The sequence below is a fragment of the Waterburya sp. genome, assembly GCF_058530065.1.
This window is the reverse complement of sequence record NZ_JBZNBU010000093.1, coordinates 1-19,482: the sequence shown is the minus strand read 5'-3', so window position 1 is coordinate 19,482 and position 19,482 is coordinate 1. Positions and strand designations below refer to the sequence as shown.

General features: G+C 40.1%; 12 protein-coding genes and 1 pseudogene. 6 read left to right on the top strand and 7 right to left on the bottom strand.

Features of this window, described 5'->3' with window-relative positions; genetic code table 11:
• Positions 1-41: 41 nt before the first annotated feature.
• The 6 genes from AC33VI_RS06175 to AC33VI_RS06150 form a co-directional block, all read right to left on the bottom strand.
• Positions 42-1,313 carry an oligosaccharide flippase family protein gene (locus AC33VI_RS06175; RefSeq protein ID WP_491781393.1) on the bottom strand — a complete coding sequence of 424 codons (1,272 nt, stop codon included), beginning with the start codon at positions 1,311-1,313 and terminating at the stop codon, positions 42-44.
• Positions 1,314-1,320: 7 nt separating this feature from the next.
• On the bottom strand, positions 1,321-2,532 hold the full coding sequence (locus AC33VI_RS06170; protein ID WP_491781392.1) for an O-antigen ligase family protein: 1,212 nt from the start codon (positions 2,530-2,532) through the stop codon (positions 1,321-1,323).
• 319 nt (positions 2,533-2,851) lie between these two features.
• Positions 2,852-5,032 carry a GumC family protein gene (locus AC33VI_RS06165; protein WP_491781391.1) on the bottom strand — a complete coding sequence of 727 codons (2,181 nt, stop codon included), beginning with the start codon at positions 5,030-5,032 and terminating at the stop codon, positions 2,852-2,854.
• A gap of 248 nt (positions 5,033-5,280) precedes the next feature.
• Positions 5,281-6,762, bottom strand: a complete 1,482-nt coding sequence (locus AC33VI_RS06160; RefSeq protein WP_491781390.1) for a sugar transferase — start codon at positions 6,760-6,762, stop codon at positions 5,281-5,283.
• A 605-nt stretch (positions 6,763-7,367) separates the two neighbouring features.
• On the bottom strand, positions 7,368-8,174 hold the full coding sequence (locus AC33VI_RS06155) for an RNA-guided endonuclease InsQ/TnpB family protein (RefSeq protein WP_491781389.1): 807 nt from the start codon (positions 8,172-8,174) through the stop codon (positions 7,368-7,370).
• 51 nt (positions 8,175-8,225) lie between these two features.
• Positions 8,226-10,691 (bottom strand): ATP-binding cassette domain-containing protein, encoded by a 2,466-nt coding sequence (locus AC33VI_RS06150; protein WP_491781388.1) that lies wholly within the window; start codon positions 10,689-10,691, stop codon positions 8,226-8,228.
• Between the two features lie 444 nt (positions 10,692-11,135).
• On the opposite strand from AC33VI_RS06150, the gene AC33VI_RS06145 reads away from it, so the two are divergent.
• Positions 11,136-12,320, top strand: coding sequence for a sigma-70 family RNA polymerase sigma factor (locus AC33VI_RS06145; RefSeq protein ID WP_491781387.1), 1,185 nt, complete (start codon positions 11,136-11,138; stop codon positions 12,318-12,320).
• 34 nt (positions 12,321-12,354) lie between these two features.
• Entirely contained in the window at positions 12,355-13,527 is a 1,173-nt protein-coding gene (locus AC33VI_RS06140) for a DUF1822 family protein (RefSeq protein ID WP_491781386.1), read from the top strand.
• Between the two features lie 80 nt (positions 13,528-13,607).
• On the opposite strand, the gene AC33VI_RS06135 is transcribed toward AC33VI_RS06140, so the two are convergent.
• A complete protein-coding gene (locus AC33VI_RS06135) occupies positions 13,608-14,246 on the bottom strand; it encodes a transaldolase family protein (protein ID WP_491781385.1) in 639 nt (212 codons plus the stop codon).
• 182 nt (positions 14,247-14,428) lie between these two features.
• Here AC33VI_RS06135 and dnaK point away from each other — a divergent pair, with 182 nt between their 5' ends.
• From dnaK to AC33VI_RS06115, 4 genes and pseudogenes are all read left to right on the top strand, one after another.
• Complete coding sequence (gene dnaK, locus AC33VI_RS06130) at positions 14,429-16,792, top strand: molecular chaperone DnaK (protein WP_491781384.1); 2,364 nt, start codon at positions 14,429-14,431, stop codon at positions 16,790-16,792.
• Between the two features lie 83 nt (positions 16,793-16,875).
• A complete protein-coding gene (locus tag AC33VI_RS06125; RefSeq protein ID WP_491781383.1) occupies positions 16,876-17,757 on the top strand; it encodes a DnaJ C-terminal domain-containing protein in 882 nt (293 codons plus the stop codon).
• 270 nt (positions 17,758-18,027) lie between these two features.
• Positions 18,028-18,255: pseudogene (locus tag AC33VI_RS06120) on the top strand (NAD(P)/FAD-dependent oxidoreductase); the annotation flags it as partial.
• A gap of 705 nt (positions 18,256-18,960) precedes the next feature.
• On the top strand, positions 18,961-19,380 hold the full coding sequence (locus AC33VI_RS06115; protein WP_491781382.1) for a YeeE/YedE family protein: 420 nt from the start codon (positions 18,961-18,963) through the stop codon (positions 19,378-19,380).
• Positions 19,381-19,482: the final 102 nt, after the last annotated feature.

Genomic DNA, 19,482 nt, shown 5'->3' with positions numbered 1-19,482 from the left:
TTTTTTTACCTCTGTATATTTATCTATAATAAGAAACTATTTTAGGCAGACTGTTTAGAATATTTGTAAATAGCACCCCAAAGAAAAAGCATTAACAAGAATTCTGAGGCTATAGTCGCCCAAATAGCACCATGCCAACCATAACTAGGAATTAATAAAAAGTTCAAAATACCGTTGATAATTGCCACTAATACTTGAGCGATCGTTCTTACATTTTGATGATTTGCTCCTGTTAAAGTATCCGCAGCAAAAAAGTGCATCGTCCGAAAAAAGATCGTCGGAGAAAGCAGGATCAAAGCAGAAGCAGAATTTTGATATTCTGCACCAATTATTTTAGGTATGAGTGGGGCGCAAATTACCAAGCCTAAAATTGCTAGCAAAGAATATCCCAAAGACATTGGTAATAGTTTCTTACAAAGGGCAAAACTACCCTTGATGCCTGTTGCACCTTGTTGAAAAAACTTTCTAAAGGAAACTAAAGCTAATGACTGTATGGGAGTAAAAGCCACGCTTAAGATATGATAGGCTGCGCCATAAATACCCGTAGCTTCTAGGGTAGATAATTTTGCCAGCATTGATTTATCCAGATCGTTATAAATATTTTGGGCAGAAATACCAATGGCAAAAGAAAGACCTAATCTAATCTCTTGCCTGGCTTTGGATAAGTTGAATTTGGGCCAAGCCACTTCTCGGACAACTAAATAGCTAGACATCACCGCAGCAGCCAAAGTAGCCAGACAATATAAAATAGACCAAGTCAAAACAGTCCGCTGTTCAAAGCCCAGCCAAAACATTACTGCGGCAAAAGAACGATTGAGAGAAACCATTAAAATAGATTTGGCAGTGTAGCTCACCAAGCCAGTTGCCATAAAGACATCTCTGGTGGTATCGTTGAGCCTCAAAAAGATTAGATTAGCTAAAGCGACAAAAAATACGGCATAAATTGAAATCCCTGGAATTGATAAGAAGCGATAAACGATCAACAGCCCAGAAATAAGTATCGAGCCAAAAATTAGAGTTTTGAGAATAGTAGTTCCCCAGTATTCTCGAAATAAACTGCGATCGCGAGAAACATTCCGAATCAGAACTTCTCCCGCTCCCAAACTAGCAAAAGGGATAAAAATAGAAACGATTGCAACTATTCCGATATAAGCTCCGTATCTTTCTGGCTCAAAAGTACGAGCCAAGATTACAAAATAAATTCCTTGAACTCCCAATCTTAAGATAAAAGATTTGAAAATTGTCAGGGTGTTTTTTAAAGTTTTACTTTGTAAGAATTTATTGAATTTTAAAGCAAATCTATTCTGTGACATGAATTAATTAAGTAGATGCAATCGCTTTTGCTTCAATTATTTTCTTGGTTTTGATTTTCATAGAATAGATTGATGCCAAGGCAATAATCCAAATATTATTGGTAGAAAAGAAGGATACTTCAGTCAGATTCATGAAAACAGTATAAATCGAAAATAAACATATCCAGAGCATTCGCAAATCTTTTGATGTTAGATATTTGAATAAAGCATCGAACAAACAAAGCAAATAGCCAATAATAAATACTGAAAACCCAATAAATCCTATATGTAAAACTAATTGAACGTAACCATTGTGAGCGTGTACGGGAGACCAATCGTGTACCTGCCAAAGTAAGTTTGCTTGTCTGCCTTCTCCAGAGAAAAAGCTACCATAGCCATAACCCAACCAGGGTTTATCTCGAATAAACTGCCATAAAGTATCCCATAAAGCAGTTCTACCTGAAAGAGTTATATCTCTATTATTAACTGTTAAAAATGTCTCAAAATATGTGATAAAGAAAAATAGCATAAAACAGCTAAGTATTAAGAATACTAAAACAAACAAAACACTTTTTTTGGATTTTAAAGACAATCTTTTTAAACTTTGAGCTATCAAAAAAATAAAGACAACGCTCATTAAAGAAGTTGCAGACTCTGCAAAGTAAATCAATAATACAGATAATAAACAGAAGACTTGAAAAAATCTTTTCTGGCGAGAATTGGTAGTAATGATAAAAGAAAAGTAAAATGCCAAAAAACCGACAAATATACTTTCTCCCAAGCCATTTTTATGAGGAAAAATTCCCTGCCAAGCACCAACAATAGCATCAGTATTCATGATTCCATATTCAGGTAAAGCCAGAGCAAAAATATAACTAAAAACTAGAGCGATGCCATAAGTCCACCTGTAGATTTTTAATTGTTCTTCAAAACTATAGCCAGAAGCAAGGTAAACACCAAACATACTCGCTCCCATGACCGCAATGACCTTCCGAAAAGAAACATGGGGTACGGTAGACCAAGATACCGAAACAATAGACAGACCAATGACAAATAGCAGCCATTTATTGCTAGTGATAAAGGCTAAAGTTCTTTGCCAGCGAAAAGTTAAAAGTCCTAAAGTAACAAAATAAATTAGGATATAAACCATTCGTAAAAGAGGACTATCAATATCTCCTTTCCCTACTGTATTGCCTAAAATAATGGGATAGAAACAGTGAGAATATAACATTAAAGCCATTATCGAAAAGACCTGTTCAAAAGGTCTAATGGAAATTTTCTTTTTTCTGGAAAAATTTTTGGTTGGGATACTCGTGCGATCGATATTCATGCTTATTAACTGGATTTAAGTCCCATTCATTCTATTATTGACTCTCAAGAACACCAAAGTTCTGAGCTTGATTTAAGTTTTTATAATAAATTCTAAAATTGTATAATTATTGGCGACTGGCAACTATTCCAAGACAGTTTGGTTAATAATATCGGGTATTCAATCCGCATAATTTTTCATTACTCGAACCAAATACCCGACCGATTAACCAATATCAAATTGTTAGCCTTTAATTGCCGTGTTTCTCTGCGTAGTAGTAGTTATTGTAGTAGTAAGGCTCATTATTCATGTCTGCCCCATTAACAATTACCCCCAATACTTTCTGACCAGTAACTTCGAGCATCTTCTTGGCTGCATTAGCACTGTCGTAGTCAGCAATTCCAGGACGGACGACAAATAAGAATCCGTCGATTAATCTGCCAATAATTTTCGTATCGGCGATACCAATAATCGGAGGAGTATCAAAAATAATGCGATCGTAATGTCTGGATGCGCTATCAATGAAAGCTTGCATCGCAGGAGAATCGAGCAAAGTAATAGGATGTTCTGGGATACTTCCCGATGTCAGAACATCCAGATTGGGCATAACGTTTTGAATCGCCTCTTCCCATTGAGTTTCTCTTTGAAGAACGTCGCTCAAACCAAATTGATTGGAAATTTCCCAGATATGATGTTGAGTCGGACGGCGCAAATCGGCATCCACTAGCAAAGTTCTTTGACCGCATTGAGCGCGAGCTACAGCTAAATTGGCTGCTACAGAAGATTTACCTTCTTGGGGAACAGAACTAGTAATCGCGATCGCTTTTTGCTCTGTATTGCTATCTAAAAGCTTAAGATTGACTTGAATGTTTTGGTAAGCTTCTCTTAAAGGCATCATCGAAACGTCGGTGACAACTTGCTCTGGTAAATTGGCTGTTGCCGAACCAGGTAACTGTAGTTGACCGCCTTCAGGATTTAAACTTAACTTGGGTACAATACCCTGTAGGGGATAGGCAAACATCTCCTCTACTTCTTGACTGTTTTTGATGGTGTTGTCTTTTAAATCTAGTAAGAAGGCTAAAGCCATGCCAAACAAAGCACCCATCATTGCTCCTGCTGCCACAATCACTTTACCATCGGGGTTGACGGGGTCTTCTGCTAAAGCTGCATTGGCTACCACACGAACTTTATCGTTGTCTTTATCGATTAAAACGTCTACTTCCTGCTTTCTAGCGAGGAGAGTGTTGAAATTTTTCTGAGCAGCTTCTACTTTTCGTTGCAGCTCTCTTTGCTGCTGCTGTAATTGAGGTAGATTATCAGAACGACTTTGATAAGCATTATAGGTTTGTCTCAAGGATGTTAACCTTTGCTCCAATCCTTCTTTTTGCAGTCCCAATTCAGCATAGTTTGCTAGTTGAGCTTGTTTTAATCCGCCCAAACCAAGAATATTAATTTTGCTAGCTAGGTTGCTTTGCTGGCTGCCTAAAGTGTTGCTAATCTCTGTTTCCAGTAGAGCATTAAGATCGGCCTGTTCTTGTTTGAGACGAACTACTTGAGGTGCGTTGTCAGATAGGTAATTCGTTCTTTGAGCTAGTAAGACTTTAACTTCTTGCAATCGCTCTAGAACTCTTTGGACGCTAGCAGATTCGCTCAGGGCACTCACCGCCGAGGCTTCTTGCCAAGTCATGCCCAATTGCAATCCCAAGCGATTAAATTTAGCGTTAACATCCTTTAATTGTGCTTCTGACTGTTGGATTTGCCCCTCAACTTGGGCAAGGGAATCGATCGTCGTAGTAGTTATACCATCGATGTCTGGCACGCGATTGCGATTTTTAAATAGGCGTAGTTCTTCTTCTGCTTGTCTGACATTCTCTTCTGCTTTGGGCAGTTGTGCTTCGAGAAAATTGCGAGCTTTTTCGGCTTCTCTACGGCTAAATAAAGCATAATCATCTCGATAAATTTCGATGGCGCGATCGACAAAAGCAACCGCCACATCAGGATCGGGATCGGCATAGCTAACTCGCAATAGTTCCGTGCCAATGACGGGTTCTATTTGTAGATTTTTGATTACGTTTTTGTAAGTTAAAGTTTTACCTTTGTCATTTTTTAGCTCCAATTCGTCAATCAGCTTTTCGACAATAGGGCGAGATTGCAAAATTTTAGCTTCGGTTTCTAAAGGATCTTTAGTATCTAAAACTCTGGTTTCATCTTTACCTTGAACCCCTTGAATATTTAAGACATTTTCTGTATTATCGGGTTTAATTTGTAGTTGAGCCTCTGCTTCATAGACTTTTTCCGAAGTCAAGGCTGCAATCAAGGAAATAGCTAAGATTCCACCGAAAGTCGCCGTCGCTGGTTCCCAGCGACGTTTGAGAACTTGCCAATAGCGATTAAAGTCTATATATTCTTCTAGATGTAAGTTGGAATCCATAAATCTTAACTGATGAACTTACTATATTGATAATGAAATTTATGCTTATGATGAACTATATATCGGTCAATTATGGGAATCTAGCTTGATTTCGATTGCTAATTCGAGTTTTGGCTGGTAACCCAAGAGAAAGATGAGTAGACTAGTTCCAATCTTGATGAGGAAATCAGACTAGATGCGAATAAAAAAGAGCGCAACCATAAGATAAACCTCAAATCCCTTTCTCTCCAAGATTTTTATTTTGAAATTTAATAAGCACCTTTGGCGCGAAAAACCACCTGGACTGTTTGCAAGAGAATTTTAAAATCTAGTTTTAAAGACCAATTCTCTATATATTCAAAGTCTAGATTGAATAGCCCATCTGAATCTGTATCAGAACGACCGCTAACTTGCCACAAACCAGTAATGCCTGGTAAAACTTCTTGACGGAAATAATGATCTTCAGCAAACTTGGCAACATCCCTTACGGGTAAAGGACGAGGTCCGACTAAACTCATTTCACCCCGAAGTACGTTAAATATTTGAGGTAATTCATCCAGACTGTAACGTCGCAAATATTTACCTACTTTAGTAATTCGAGGATCGTCTTTGATTTTAAATAAAATTCCTCCCTGTACTTCGTTTTGAGCTTCGAGTTGCTGCTGTAATTCACTGGCGTTTTCGACCATAGTCCGAAATTTCCAAATCTGAAAATGATTTCCCTTAAGACCAACCCTGGTCTGTTTGTATAAAATAGAACCAGGAGAGCCTAACTTGATTAAAGCAGCAATAATTAGCATGGGAATACCTGCGATCGCCAAAATTATTAACGAAACCATAATATCGAACACCCGCTTGCTAAAGAAATCAATTCCCACAATCGCTGAATGAGCGAGTCGGATCGTTGGCACGCCGATGATAGTATCTATTTCTGTTGGTCGTTCGGGCAGTTTGAAATTAATTGGCAAAATACGCCAATTTACCCCAAGAGTACGCAGTTTCCAATAGAGACTGGCCGATCCTTTGATTGATTCCCAAGAACAGATAAAAACTTCATCTAGTTCATTGACATTGACTCGATCTAAAGCCAAGAATAGAGATTCTTCATCGTCAAAATCTGATAAATCTAGCTGTCCAGCGATCTGAAATACTTCACTACTTTCTAAAAGAAGTTTCGATCTGTTTAATTCTTCTAGATTACCAATTAACAGAATTTTTTGCCTCAGAGGTGTGTGTTTTTGGCGTACGTATGCCCAAATCCAATTAAGAGTAGTACGCTGAAAAACAATTAAAGTAGTGGTCAATAAAGCTGCCACTACTAACTCTTCAATGATGCCTCGATCGTAAAATTTGAGTACGATTGGCACTACGGCTAAATGAGACAAAAAAACAGCTTTAATCGAACTAAAAATATTTCTACTTCTATCACCTTTACGATAGAGATCGAAAGCTGAAAAAAGGAAGATAGTAAATACTAATACAGTTGAGAATAAACTAGATATTTCTGAGTTTGGTCTCATAATATTAAGATTGAAATCTTGCCAGCTTGGAGCATAGGCTACAGACCACCCCAACCAAAGAGCAATACTATCTAAAATTACCAATATAACTATTTTCGATCTGTATGATAGTTCTTTACCAGCTAGCTTGATATAGCCAGGAGAGCGGAGATCTCTATTACCAGCTATTTCATTACCTAAATAGCTTTTACCTATTTTGTAATCTGGAGGGCTAGAAAACTTGTCTAACATAAACTTGCTTTTCGATTTAGTGGTGTCTTCAGAATCAGATCGTTAAAATTTCAGTAGTTCAATCCCTTGCTTATATAAATTAGTGCGATCGTCTTACTGTTTTATCTATGATTTAATCAAGGTTTCAGACAATGATTGAGCTTCCAAAAATATTAATAATATCTACATAATAATAACTAAGTATTTCTAATTAAGGGAATATACTTAAGTCATAGATAAATGTATAACTCAGTGTTTGCCTTACTGTCAATCGCTTATCTTAAAACTATCTATCCCTTTATACTAGCTTCATTAAGAATGCAGAAAAAGGTTAAAAATTCTAGTAGAAAATACTGATATGGTATTGTAAAACACTAAAAACAAGATTTCTTTTTTTTAGCCAAAGAGAGATAATTTGGTTTTATTTGGTTAAATCGAGTCAAAATTATAGTTATTGACCATAAAAACCAAGCAGAATTTTTGCCAAGTAGAGGTTAGCAAATTTCTCAAAAATATCTACACAAGTAGTTTTTAAGATTACATATAGGAATTAATGATGAATATACCAAGCAATTCCACTTTATGAGACGTCAATTACAACGGGGACAAGCCCGCGTCGCTTGTAACTAGCGCGAAGCTGTCACGATGGGCTGATTGACAACAGCCTGTTCCTCCGACCGATTGGTAGAGGAAAGGAAATAGTTATCTCGAATATTAAGTCCCGAATTTATGTCAGAATGTTCCTGAAAATGGCAGGATCGGCAATGAAATCTAGACTTTTTACGATTAGCCCGATTAGTATTCCCACATCTACTGCATCGCTGTGAAGTATATCTGGCATCTACAAAAGCAGTTTCTTTCCCCAAAGCTACACTTTTGTAACCTAAGAAAAATTCTAATTGCGAAAATGACCAGCTAGACAACCATTTATTAAGCTTTTTGCCTCGTCTCTGATTGCGTATTCCTGATAAGTCTTCAAGAGCAAATATCCGATATTCTGGTTGATTGGCTAACTGTTTACTTACACAATGGTTAACATCTCGCATGAACCGCTTCTCGCGTCCAGACATAGCTTTTAATCTACGTCTAGCCGAACGAGTGCCTTTTTGCTGTAACTGTTTTCGATTGTATAAGTAACGTCTTTGAGTAGCCCTAATTTTGTTCGAGGAGAAAAATTTACCATCGTGGGTAGAGCAGAGATGATAGAGTCCTCTATCTATGCCTTGTACGTCGCCATGCTCTAGTTTTTCTGGGTCGGGATGTTCAAAAACCAGTCGTACCCAGAACTGTCTTGTCTGCTTAGTATAAGTAACTGTTGCCCCTCTAAAATCCCAAGTTTCGTAGATTTCTCTAAAATAATTTGGCACGTTAAGGATTAACTTAACCCGCTTACCAATACAGCTAAGAGTTAATTGTTCTCCTCTAAGGGTCATGGTGCGTTAGGTACTAGACACAGTGGTTTTTGCCCGACATCGTTAATAAAACTAAAAAATATCTTTACGACGCAAGACAATCAAAGCTACCGTAGCATAAATCAAAGTGTGAGCTAGTAAAACTCCCCAGTTCAGACCTAAATTAATCCAAGTGGGACTATAAACATCAGAAGCTTTGAAGATATCATCGATGATTGCTTGGGTTAAAACTGGATTGGGTTGAGGAGCCATTGCATTAACATCAGCCAAAGAACCATAGGCACCAATTGACCAACGAGAAAGCATCAACCAAGAAAGTTTGCCCGACCAACCTTCGAGGCTGAATAATACCCCCGAAAAAATGATCTGAGGAATCATAATCAGAGGCAAAATACCATTGCCTTCGTTTTCGGTTTTAACAAATGCCGACAGCATCAAACTCAAACTAGTACTGGCTAAGAGGGTTAAAAAAGTAGTGATAAAAAAGCCTAAAGACCAAGGAATTAATGCCGATTCAGGAGCGTCAAAAATTAGCAGTACGATAATGGAAATTAACAAAGTTTGGGCGAAAGCCAAACCGCCGCGAATAAATAGTTTAGAGCTTAAATAAGGCAACAGCCTCAGATTGAGCAGACGCTCGCGAAAATAGATCGCACCTTCTTTAACTATTTCGCGTATTGAGTTAGATAGTCCGATCCAGATTGCCACGCAGCTAAAAATAAATAGCAATCTTAAAGCTAGAGAACCTTGAGTAATTCCTGGCTCTTCCAGCACCTTGAGGGGCTGTTCATTTTTCAACGGCAAACCAGTCAAGGCAATGGTAATAGGTCCTGCTAGAAGATTTAAAATTAAACTAGTGCGATCGCGACTAACTAATTTCCAATAACGGTTGCAGAGTAAGGAGAGTTGAGCGATGGGTGAAATGCCCGTCTTGGTGCTATTGGATTTTGCCGCTTGTTGGTTTTCCTTGCCAGGAGAAAGAGAGTTTTGAATGTAGGATTTATATTCGGGGGATATGGCAAATTTTTCCGACCAATAACGGACTCTTTCAGCGATCGCTTCTTTATTTTTGCCTTTATTAAGTTCGATATAAATATCGGCAAAACCATCAAAATGTTCGTCTTCAAAGTTACCCGCATATCTTTGGAAAAAGGGTAAAGCTTCTTCAGGAGGACCATAAAAGCACAAACTTCCCCCCAAACCCATAAAGGCAATGCGATCGCAAATTTTGATGTTGTCTGTGGCATGAGTTACCAGGGCAATAGTTCTACCGCGATCTGCTTGCTCTCGCAATAACTGCATCATCTCTTTATCCAAACCAGGATCGAGTCCTGAAGTAGGTTCGTCTAAAAAGAATAGTTTGGGATCTGCCAGTAATTCCACCCCGATACTGACTCGCTTGCGCTGTCCGCCACTCAATCGCGAAACTAGAGTATTGCGGACGTGAGACAGCTTGATTTGTTCGAGGGTATTGGTAATTACTTGGTCAATATCAGTATCGGGAGGCAAACGTAATTGACAGGCAGAACGCAAAACTTCCTCTACGGTTAGCTCGCGGTGAATAATGTCATCTTGAGGGACGTAGCCAATTTGAGAGCGATATACGGGCCAATTTTTGCGGAGATTGTCTCCATTCAAATAAACGTTACCCGAAGTAATGGGGTTAATACCCAATAAAGCTTTCATCAAAGTGGATTTACCAGCACCACTACCCCCCACAAATGCTACCAGTTGTCCTGGTTCTAAAACCAAATAAACGTCATTGAGGATGGTAAAAGTCGCACCTTTTTTGTCTTTGACATTAAAGTTCAACTTGTGAGCGTCAACCCGAATCTGGCTGGTAGCGTTGGTTAATTCTAAAGACTCCCCTGTAAACAGCAACACATAAGGACCGATTTGAATCGTATCGTCTTTAGTTAGAGTGCAAGACTTTTCAATACGATTGCCATTAACAAAAGTTCCGTTGCTGCTGTTGTTGTCTTTTAAGACGTAACCGCCCTTGCCATCGGGATTAATCGTAGCGTGCAGGCGGGATACTGTAGGCGCGTCCAATTCCATAGAAGCGGTATTTTGAGAATTGGGAGATCTGCCTAACTCTACAGGCCAATTCTGCAAGCCTTTAAGACTCAATTTGCGAACCCTGGGAATGCTCATTTCACCCAGCCTGGGATTAAAATAAGTCAAGGAAATCTGATAGCGCGGATCTTGACCTATATGGAGTTGTTCGCCATTTTTGAGCAGATAGCCCTCTGTCAGATTGATCCGAGATTGATTGAGAAAGATACCATTGCCACTGGGTTTTTGGCTGTTGCGATCGCCATCATAAATCCGAAAACCATTACCCTCTTGCTCGATAGTTGCTTGTTTGCGGGAGACCACATTCCAGTCTTGAGGAGTTTGGATGTTTGCCCAACCAGGATCTCGTCCCAAAAAATTTACGCCATCTCTCAAATTTAAGATTTCTTTTTTACCTTGATTGTCTAGCTCGATATAAGGACTCGTGTTGACTACTGTTCTGTTGGAATAATTACCAGCCATTGCGTTTCTGTACAGAATTTATTTTAAAGATTGAAATGTACGATCTATGCTTTCGCGTTCGGGCAGTTTTAGATTTAGAGTTTTGTTTAAAATTTTTACTGCCTCAAAAGCTTTTTTGCAATATCTTTGCGGAAAAATTAATCTTATATTAAAGAGAGTTATCGAGTTATTTCTTTATATTTAATTTCTCATTAGCTTCAAACAAAAATGTATCACAGGTTAACTACAACTAGCGAGTAACAAGTAAGCATTTAAAAATATTAATAAAGTTATGTTGATTTTCAAGACAAATCAACGATTGTAAGAATTACAATTTCTTAGATTTAGCTAGGTAAAGCAAATAAAAGCTTAAAAGAATACTATCGATAAACTAAGATTTTGTAGTATTTTGAGTAGAGAGTTAACGATACTTTCTTTATAAATTTTTTATCGTCGGGTTTATTAATGCTCCCTCGCCAAGACACAGTTCAAGTTTTTTCTACTTTTATTCAATTTGATTGCGATCGCTTTAGTAGCTGGGCGATAGATAATCGCTTGCGTCGCAGTATGAAACAATGTTTGACTACAATATCTGCGGAAAGTTCGGAAAATTTTTGGGTCTTATATTGGCATAAAATCTGGCAGGAACAACCGCAAAGTTTGGCTAGAGAACATTTAGCTGCTTATTTGCAGGAAATTTGCTACTGGTCTTCAACTAAAACTATTACTGGTTTTACCAGTACTCAATATACAGTGTCTGATTGTTTTCAGGTAGCGATCGCAGGAATTGATAAAGTCCTCAAAGGATTCGATCGCGAGCGGGGTTTTAATCTTAAAAGTTATGCCAGTATCACTTTTGGTAATTTAATTCGAGAACTCCTCAGACAAAAACGAGAAATTGATATTTGTTCTGATTGGTCGCTATTGCGCAAGTTAAGCCAAAAAAGAATTAGTGAAGCTTTAGCAGATGCGGGGCTAGATCCAGAAGTTATCGAAGAATATGTTCTAGCCTGGAATTGTTTTAAAACTATCTACGTACCAGAAAGGGGCAGTTCGACCCGTAAATTGCCCAAACCAGAACCAGAAACTTGGACTGCGATCGCCAATCTCTTCCATCAAGAGCGATCGCTAACGACTCCTAGAGAGCGAGCTACTGCCGAAAATATGGAAAAATGGATGTTGGTCTGCGTCAAAGCGGCTCGCGCTCATTTATTTCCTAATGTCACTTCTATCAATCAACCCAAACCAGGATACGAATCGGGAGAAATTGTCGATTCTATCGTAGGGGAGGTTGACGAATCTTTGTTGAGCGATATGATTGCTGATGAAGATGCCCAGCAACGCAGCCAACAACAGAGCGATATCGGGCAATTTTTGGTCGCCACCATCGAACAACTCAAACCAGAAGAGCAAAAGTTATTAGAACTCTATTATTCCCTAGGACTAAAACAAGCAGAAATTGCCAAAGAATTAAACACCCAACAATATACTATTTCTCGTCAACTAGCCCGCGCCCGCAAAGCATTGCTCAAAGAGTTAGCAAAATGGACTAGGGAGACAATGCATATTACTTTGACATCGGACGTACTCGACAACATCAGTTCATTATTAGAAGAATGGTTGGCTGGGTATTACGGCAACCAAGAATGAGCAGAACCCAATCAACACCTTCAGGAGTACCCCAATGACCTCAATCAACCAAACCTTATTTAACCCCACTCAATTAGTTTTACAACTCGACTCCAAGACTTTAGACCGCGCTTGGCAGCAAAGTCTTAAGGGAGGAAATCCTGCCAGTCGCTGGCAGCAATATTTAAACCGAGTTGCTCTAGATGCTTTTTTGCCCTGGTTGCAAGCAGAAGAAGATGCCACTGCCAAAGCAGGGTTAGATAAGAACGTGCAAAGAAATCTTTGGGAATTGGTTAATGGTACTCAAATCGATAGCTCGGGAGCAAAAATAGTTTTAATTCCCAGCGAAGCAGAAGACTTAAGGGAGTTGCGCGTACCCCAAGAATGGGTAGATATCCCTCAGTTTCAAGCAGATTACTATCTTGCAGTTCAAGTGAGTCTTGATAGCGGCTATCTCCGCGTTTGGGGGTATGCTACTCATCAAAAACTTAAAGAACAAGGGAGTTTGAATTATAGCGATCGCACCTATAGCTTGAACGATGACGAATTAATTACCGATCTTGATGTTCTTTGGGTTGCTAGAGAATTATGTCCTGAAGAAACAACTCAAGTAGAAGTGGAGTCAATTGCCGAACTAGAAGCCAGTCGAGCAGAAAATTTAATTCAACGTTTGGGCGATACCTCGCAACTATTGCCCAGATTAGCAGTTCCTTTTCCAACTTGGGCTGGTCTAATTCAAAATCCTTCTTTATGCGGTCGTTTGGCAGCCCAACGTCGCGGTGAAGCTAGTAAGACTCCCGTTCTTCAGTGGCTCAAGCAAGAAATGGCAAATACCGCAGCTGAATTTGGCTGGAGACAAATCGAACTTGCTCCCGATATGGTTGGTGCTAGGGGTGCGGTTATAGAAGCAAAAAATGTTTCTGCTTCTGGTTTGGCGAAAAAAATTGCGATCGCCAGTCAACCCTACGAACTTAGAGTTATTCCTTTAGCAGAAGCTGGTTCGTGGCGATTTGAATTATGCTGCGTAACTCCTGGTTGTGTCATTCTACCTGGTATTATTTTAAGATTGCTGACAGAAGATTTAAAGTCTTTTGAAGGTAATGAAGACAAGGCTATCGAACCAGTATCGTCTTTATTTATCGATGTAGATTTAGAACCTGGAGAATCTTTGATTTGGCAAGTAGAACCAACTCCAGATAACTACCAACTTGAGTTATTGCAGTTTTAAAAAGCTCCAGTTTTTTTGATCAAGTCGAGTAATAACTATTCTCTTCGAGCAACTTTTTTATCCCAAACTCAGGTTCCCAATTAAACCAGGTTAATTCCAATTCCCTTATCTAAGAATTCCGTTACAGTTTTTTCTGATAACTCGTTGGTAGTCATGGCTTTAAGTACGGACATAGGTACTGTAATCACATCAGCCCCAGCTTGGAGGGTAGCGGAAATTTCTTCGGGAGATTTCAGACTGGCTGCCAAAATCTGAGTCTCGCTATTACTTAAAATTGCTGCCATTTCTCGAACTAAACCCACTCCATCCCCTAAAAGCCTAGTAGCGCGGTTGACGTAAGCGATCGCATATTTTGCTCCTGCTTCGGAGGCAACCACAGCTTGGGTAGGACTATAAATCGCGGTAACCGAACAAGCTATTTCTGAAGCAAGATGAGCCGTCACCCTAAAACCCAACTCAGTAGCGGGTATTTTTAAAACAATTTTGTCGCCAATAATTTCTTGAGCTTTTCTAGCTTCTGCTACCATTCCTGTAAAATCTGTAGCGCATAATTGATAATATAATTCTCCAGGGCAAATCTCGGTTAATTGTTTGAGACAAACTTCAGGATCGAGGTTAGTTTTGTTCAGTAAAGTAGGATTGGTGGTAACTCCTGTTACCCAGCCCATTTCTCTGGCTGCTTGAACTTCTTCTATTAGTGCCGAGTCTAAATAGATCATGGTAGTTAAAATAGGTATGAATTAAAAATTATAGTTATGGGGTTAGATAATTGATTGGTTTTGATTGAAGTAAACTTGAGACAATAAATAAAAGCCTATTATATTGTGTTAAGACAGCGAAACGAATTAAAAGCTCGTAAGATATATATTTTGGGGAACGATTCTAGGAGACCATTGCACGCATGGGAAAAGTAGTCGGCATAGATTTGGGAACAACTAATTCCGTAGTCGCCGTTATGGAAGGCGGAAAGCCTATAGTAATTGCCAATTCAGAAGGAATGCGAACTACCCCCTCTGTAGTTGGCTTTAATAAGGATGGAGATTTGGTAGTCGGACAACTCGCCAGGCGACAAAGCGTTTTAAATCCAGAGAACACTTTTTATGGTGTCAAGAGATTTATGGGTCGTCAGTATGCCGAACTACAACCAGAATCCAAAAGAGTCCCTTACACCATCAAAAGGGACGAATTAGGCAACATTAAAATTCGCTGTCCCAAGCTAAAAAAAGAATTTGCCCCTGAAGAAGTTTCGGCAATGATTCTCCGCAAATTAGCTGAAGAAGCAGAACGTTATTTGGGAGAAGAAATCACTGGAGCAGTAATTACCGTACCGGCATATTTTAACGACTCCCAAAGACAAGCTACTAGAGATGCGGGACGGATTGCAGGGTTAGAGGTATTGCGGATTATCAACGAACCCACCGCAGCAGCCCTAGCTTATGGTTTAGATCGCCGTCGTCCCCAAACAATTATGGTTTTTGACTTGGGGGGTGGAACTTTTGATGTCTCGGTGTTAGATATTGGCGAGGGTGTCTTTGAAGTTAGATCCACCAGTGGCGATACTCAACTGGGAGGCAACGATTTTGATCGCCGAATTGTAGATTGGCTGGCAGAAGAATTTCTCAAACAAGAAGGTATTGACTTGAGAAAAAGCGATCGTCAAGCCCTACAAAGACTCACCGAAGCAGCAGAAAAAGCCAAAATCGAACTATCCAAACTTCCCACCACTGAAATTAACCTACCCTTCATTACTGCCGATGAAAATGGCCCAAAACATATTGAATTAAAACTCAATCGGGCAAAATTTGAAGAACTTTGTGGCGATTTAGTCGCTCGCTTGCGTCGTCCTCTCAAAAGAGCTATTTCTGACGCGGGAATTAGTCCTATGGATATTGACGAAGTAGTTTTGGTGGGCGGTTCGACCCGCATTCCCATGGTACAGGATCTAGTCCGCAATTATATCGACCTCGAACCCAACCAAAACGTTAACCCCGATGAAGTCGTGGCTATTGGTGCGGCAATTCAATCGGGCATCATGACCAACGAAGTTAAGGATATTTTGCTGTTAGACGTGACTCCTTTATCTTTGGGCTTAGAAGCCATTGGAGGTGTGATGAACAAACTTCTTCCTCGCAACACGACTATTCCCGTTCGTCGTTCTGATATTTACTCCACTTCAGAAAATAATCAAACCGTAGTAGAAATTCACGTCTTGCAAGGGGAGAGGGAAATGGCAAGTGGCAATAAATCATTAGGTCGGTTTAAACTGACAGGCATTCCTCCCGCCCCTAGGGGAGTGCCTCAAGTTCAAGTATCTTTTGATATTGATGCCAATGGCATCTTACAAGTTACTGCCAGAGACAAAACCACTGGTCGAGAACAGGGAATCACTGTCTCGGGTGCTTCCACCCTCAGCGATAGCGAAATCAATCGCATGATCAAAGAAGCTGAAGAATTCGCCCAGGAAGACAGGGCAAAACGGGAAAGAGTCGAAAAACGCAACCGCGCCAAAGCTCTAACTGACAGGGCGCAGCGTAAGCTAAAAGAAGTAACCCTCGATTTTGGCAGTCAATTCGCCAGCTATTACCGTCGTCGCATCGATGTTTTGTGCGAGGAGATTTTAAAAAGTCTAGAAGAAAACGACGAACGTACTTTGGATCGGGCAGAAGCAGACTTGCAAGACACTCTTTACGAACTAAACCGAGAAATCAGACTGCAATATGACGATGAAGACGACGACGACTTCCTTGGGGCAATTCGTAAAACTTTCTTGGGGGATGATGATGATAATTATGTAACTGAAGATTATTCCTACGATCCCCGTCAAACTGACTACTATGGCGGTGGTAGTCGCGATCCTTATAGTACCCCTCCTGGGCGCAGTGGCAATCTTGGGGGAGGATATAACGACTACAACAATGACTATGGTGGAGGTTATAATAATCAACCCCGTCGTCCTGGCAATAACGATTACGGTGGAAGCTATGATGACCGCTCTCGTCGTCCAGATCGGGGCTATGATGATTATGGCGATCGCTCTCGCCCGACCGAAAGAGGATACGACGATCCCAGAGATCGCGATCGCCGTCCTAGTTATGACGATCCTTATAGCAACACCGATCCCTATGCCCCCAGAAGAGAGCCTTCGAGAAACTCCCGTCGGGGTCGAGATGATTATCCCCCTCAAGACCGCTATCGCGATCGCAACGCACCGCGCAATACTCCCTATAATGATGACTGGGATGATGAAGACGATGAATGGTTCTAATCATTAAACATTAGACATCGAAAAATACTGAGTGTTAAATGTTGAATGCTGAATAATATTAAATGCTAGATGCTGAATGATAAATGAACCAAACGCGTAATTATTATGAAATGTTGGGGGTTGATAAAAATGCCCCCAGTAACGAAATAAAAAGGGCTTATCGTAACCTGGCTATTAAATATCATCCCGATCGCAATCTGGGAAACAAAGCTGCTGAAGAAAAGTTCAAAGACATTAATGAAGCTTACGAAGTATTATCAGACCAAACCAGAAGAGTTCAATACGACCAGTCTTTGAAGAAGAGCTTTATTGGTAATTTTGGACGGGGTAATAATAATAACGGTCGTAGACCCACAAGACCTACTGCCACTCGTCCTCGTCCCGATCGAGTACCTGTAAGTGACGATCGCCCTGGTAGATTTAAACGAGAAAGGGTAATCCCCCAGCGTCGCGATATTGAGGCTAAATTAACCATTGGCTTAGATGAAGCCTATCGGGGCGGAAAACGTAAAATCCGCTTGGAAGATGGTAGATCTCTAGAGGTAGAGATGCCTCCTGGGATGTTTAACGGTCAACGCATCCGTCTCAGAGGACAGGGCATTCAAGGGGGCGATCTATATCTTAAAATTACTGTCGCTCGCCATCCCTTCTTTGAAATACAAGGGGGTAATATTTACTGTCAAATTCCCGTTACCCCCACAGAAGCAATTTTAGGTAGCGCGATCGAAGTTCCTACCATTGATGGTTTGGTTAAAGTAACCGTTCCCCAAGGAGTGCGATCGGGTCAAAGATTGCGCTTGGCAAATAAAGGTTATTTTGATAAATCGGGAGAAAGAGGCGATCAGCTAGTAGAAATTCAAATTGTTGCCCCCAAAGAAATTACTCCTGAAGAGAAGGAGTTATATCAAAAGTTACAGGAATTAGAACAATTCAATCCCCGTCAAAATATTATTAAAAATTTCTAATGGTTATTAATTATTGGTGATAAGTTAAGCTCAAAAGTCAGTTGATAAGAAGGACTCGGTTAAACAATTTATGCAAACCTTGATATGCAAGCTTTAAAAGCGTTAAACAAAATCGAATTTTTGGGCACAAAATAACATCAATTGACTTAATTATGGTCAAAATTGTGATTGCGGTTGCGAAGCAAGTCCGAAGGACTCAGCTAGCCGAAGGCATCGTAGTTAAAATGCACCCGATCTTTCTCTAGCACTTCGTTATCATTCCAATCTATTGCCAAGCGGGGAATAACCACCAGATTCGGTCATAATCTCAAAGAAATTAAAGCCGATACCCCAGAAGCTTTTTTTGATGTCACTACTGATAACGGGGTAGAAGAAGTCAGCATCCACTACGACATGATCCACGTCACCCCACCGATGAGCGCACCCGATTTTATCAAACAAAGCCCTCTAGCCAATGATAAAGGTTGGGTTGATGTCCACAAATATACCCTACAACATAAGTACCTAAGCAGAATTAGTTACACATTTGGGAGACTGGGTGACTAGGAGATATTATCCCGCGAAGACGGGACTAGGAGACGGGGGGATTAGGTGCTACTACCTACTACCTGCTACCTATCCTTCACTAGTCAATTAATTTGGCACGACTACTTAATCGCTATTCCAACGTGTTCGGTTTGGGCGATGCCTCATCATTACCTATTTCTAAAACTGCTGCTGCTTAAGATAGATTGAGAGCGAGTTCGTATTAGCTTTTCAATCGCAAACTATGACCATGGAAAAATAAGCGTCTTTTTATCCTGGGTTGAATGGCTGGTGGAACTTCCTGTGCAGTCAGGGCGCGTCGTCGGTTGGAAAGCAGCAGGTGAAGAGTTAGAAAAATAAAGATATCACACTTGTTTTCCGTGCTGTCCGAAGGTGCGGACAGCAATATTAGGGCTATAACACTCAATTTTTACCTGTCTTGGCGGTCGTCTGTTTTGGCATCAGCTTCATCTGTTCTCCACAGCAAATCTCTGAATGAGGCATACCTTCTGGACAGGGGCAAGGCTTCTCATACACAAGCTGGGCTCCGCACTTTTCGCAGACATAACGATCTCCTACTTCCCGTGGCATTTTACCTTCCTTACTATTTTCAAGAAACTAATGTTAGTATATAACTATCTAGTTGTTTAATCAAATGTAAATATTATAATATTTATTATGGCAGAAGTTAATTGGATTGCAGCTTTAATTGGTGGGATGCTGATTGGAATGAGTGCAACTATTCTACTGGCTTTTGATGGTCGGATTGCTGGTATTAGTGGCATGGTCAATGGTGCAATCAAATTCAAGTCAGAAGAGAATTGGCGGTGGCTGTTTATCGCAGGGATGCTGGGAGGTGGTTTGATTTATGAATATATTTTTGCCTCAGAACCTACCCCTGTATCTTCTTTTGCACCAGTAGCCATGATTGTTGGCGGTTTTCTAGTCGGTGTCGGTACGCGGATGGGAAATGGTTGTACCAGTGGTCATGGTGTTTGTGGCTTGGGTAGATTATCATTCCGCTCTCTAATTGCGGTAATTACCTTTATGATTACTGCGATTATTACAGTATTTATTACTCATCATGTGATCGCTTAATTGCATATTAGTCCCGTCAAGCAGGATAACATGATTTGTCATTAGTTAGAGAAAATGAAACAGAAATTAATTGCTCTTTTATCTGGACTGCTATTTGGTTTT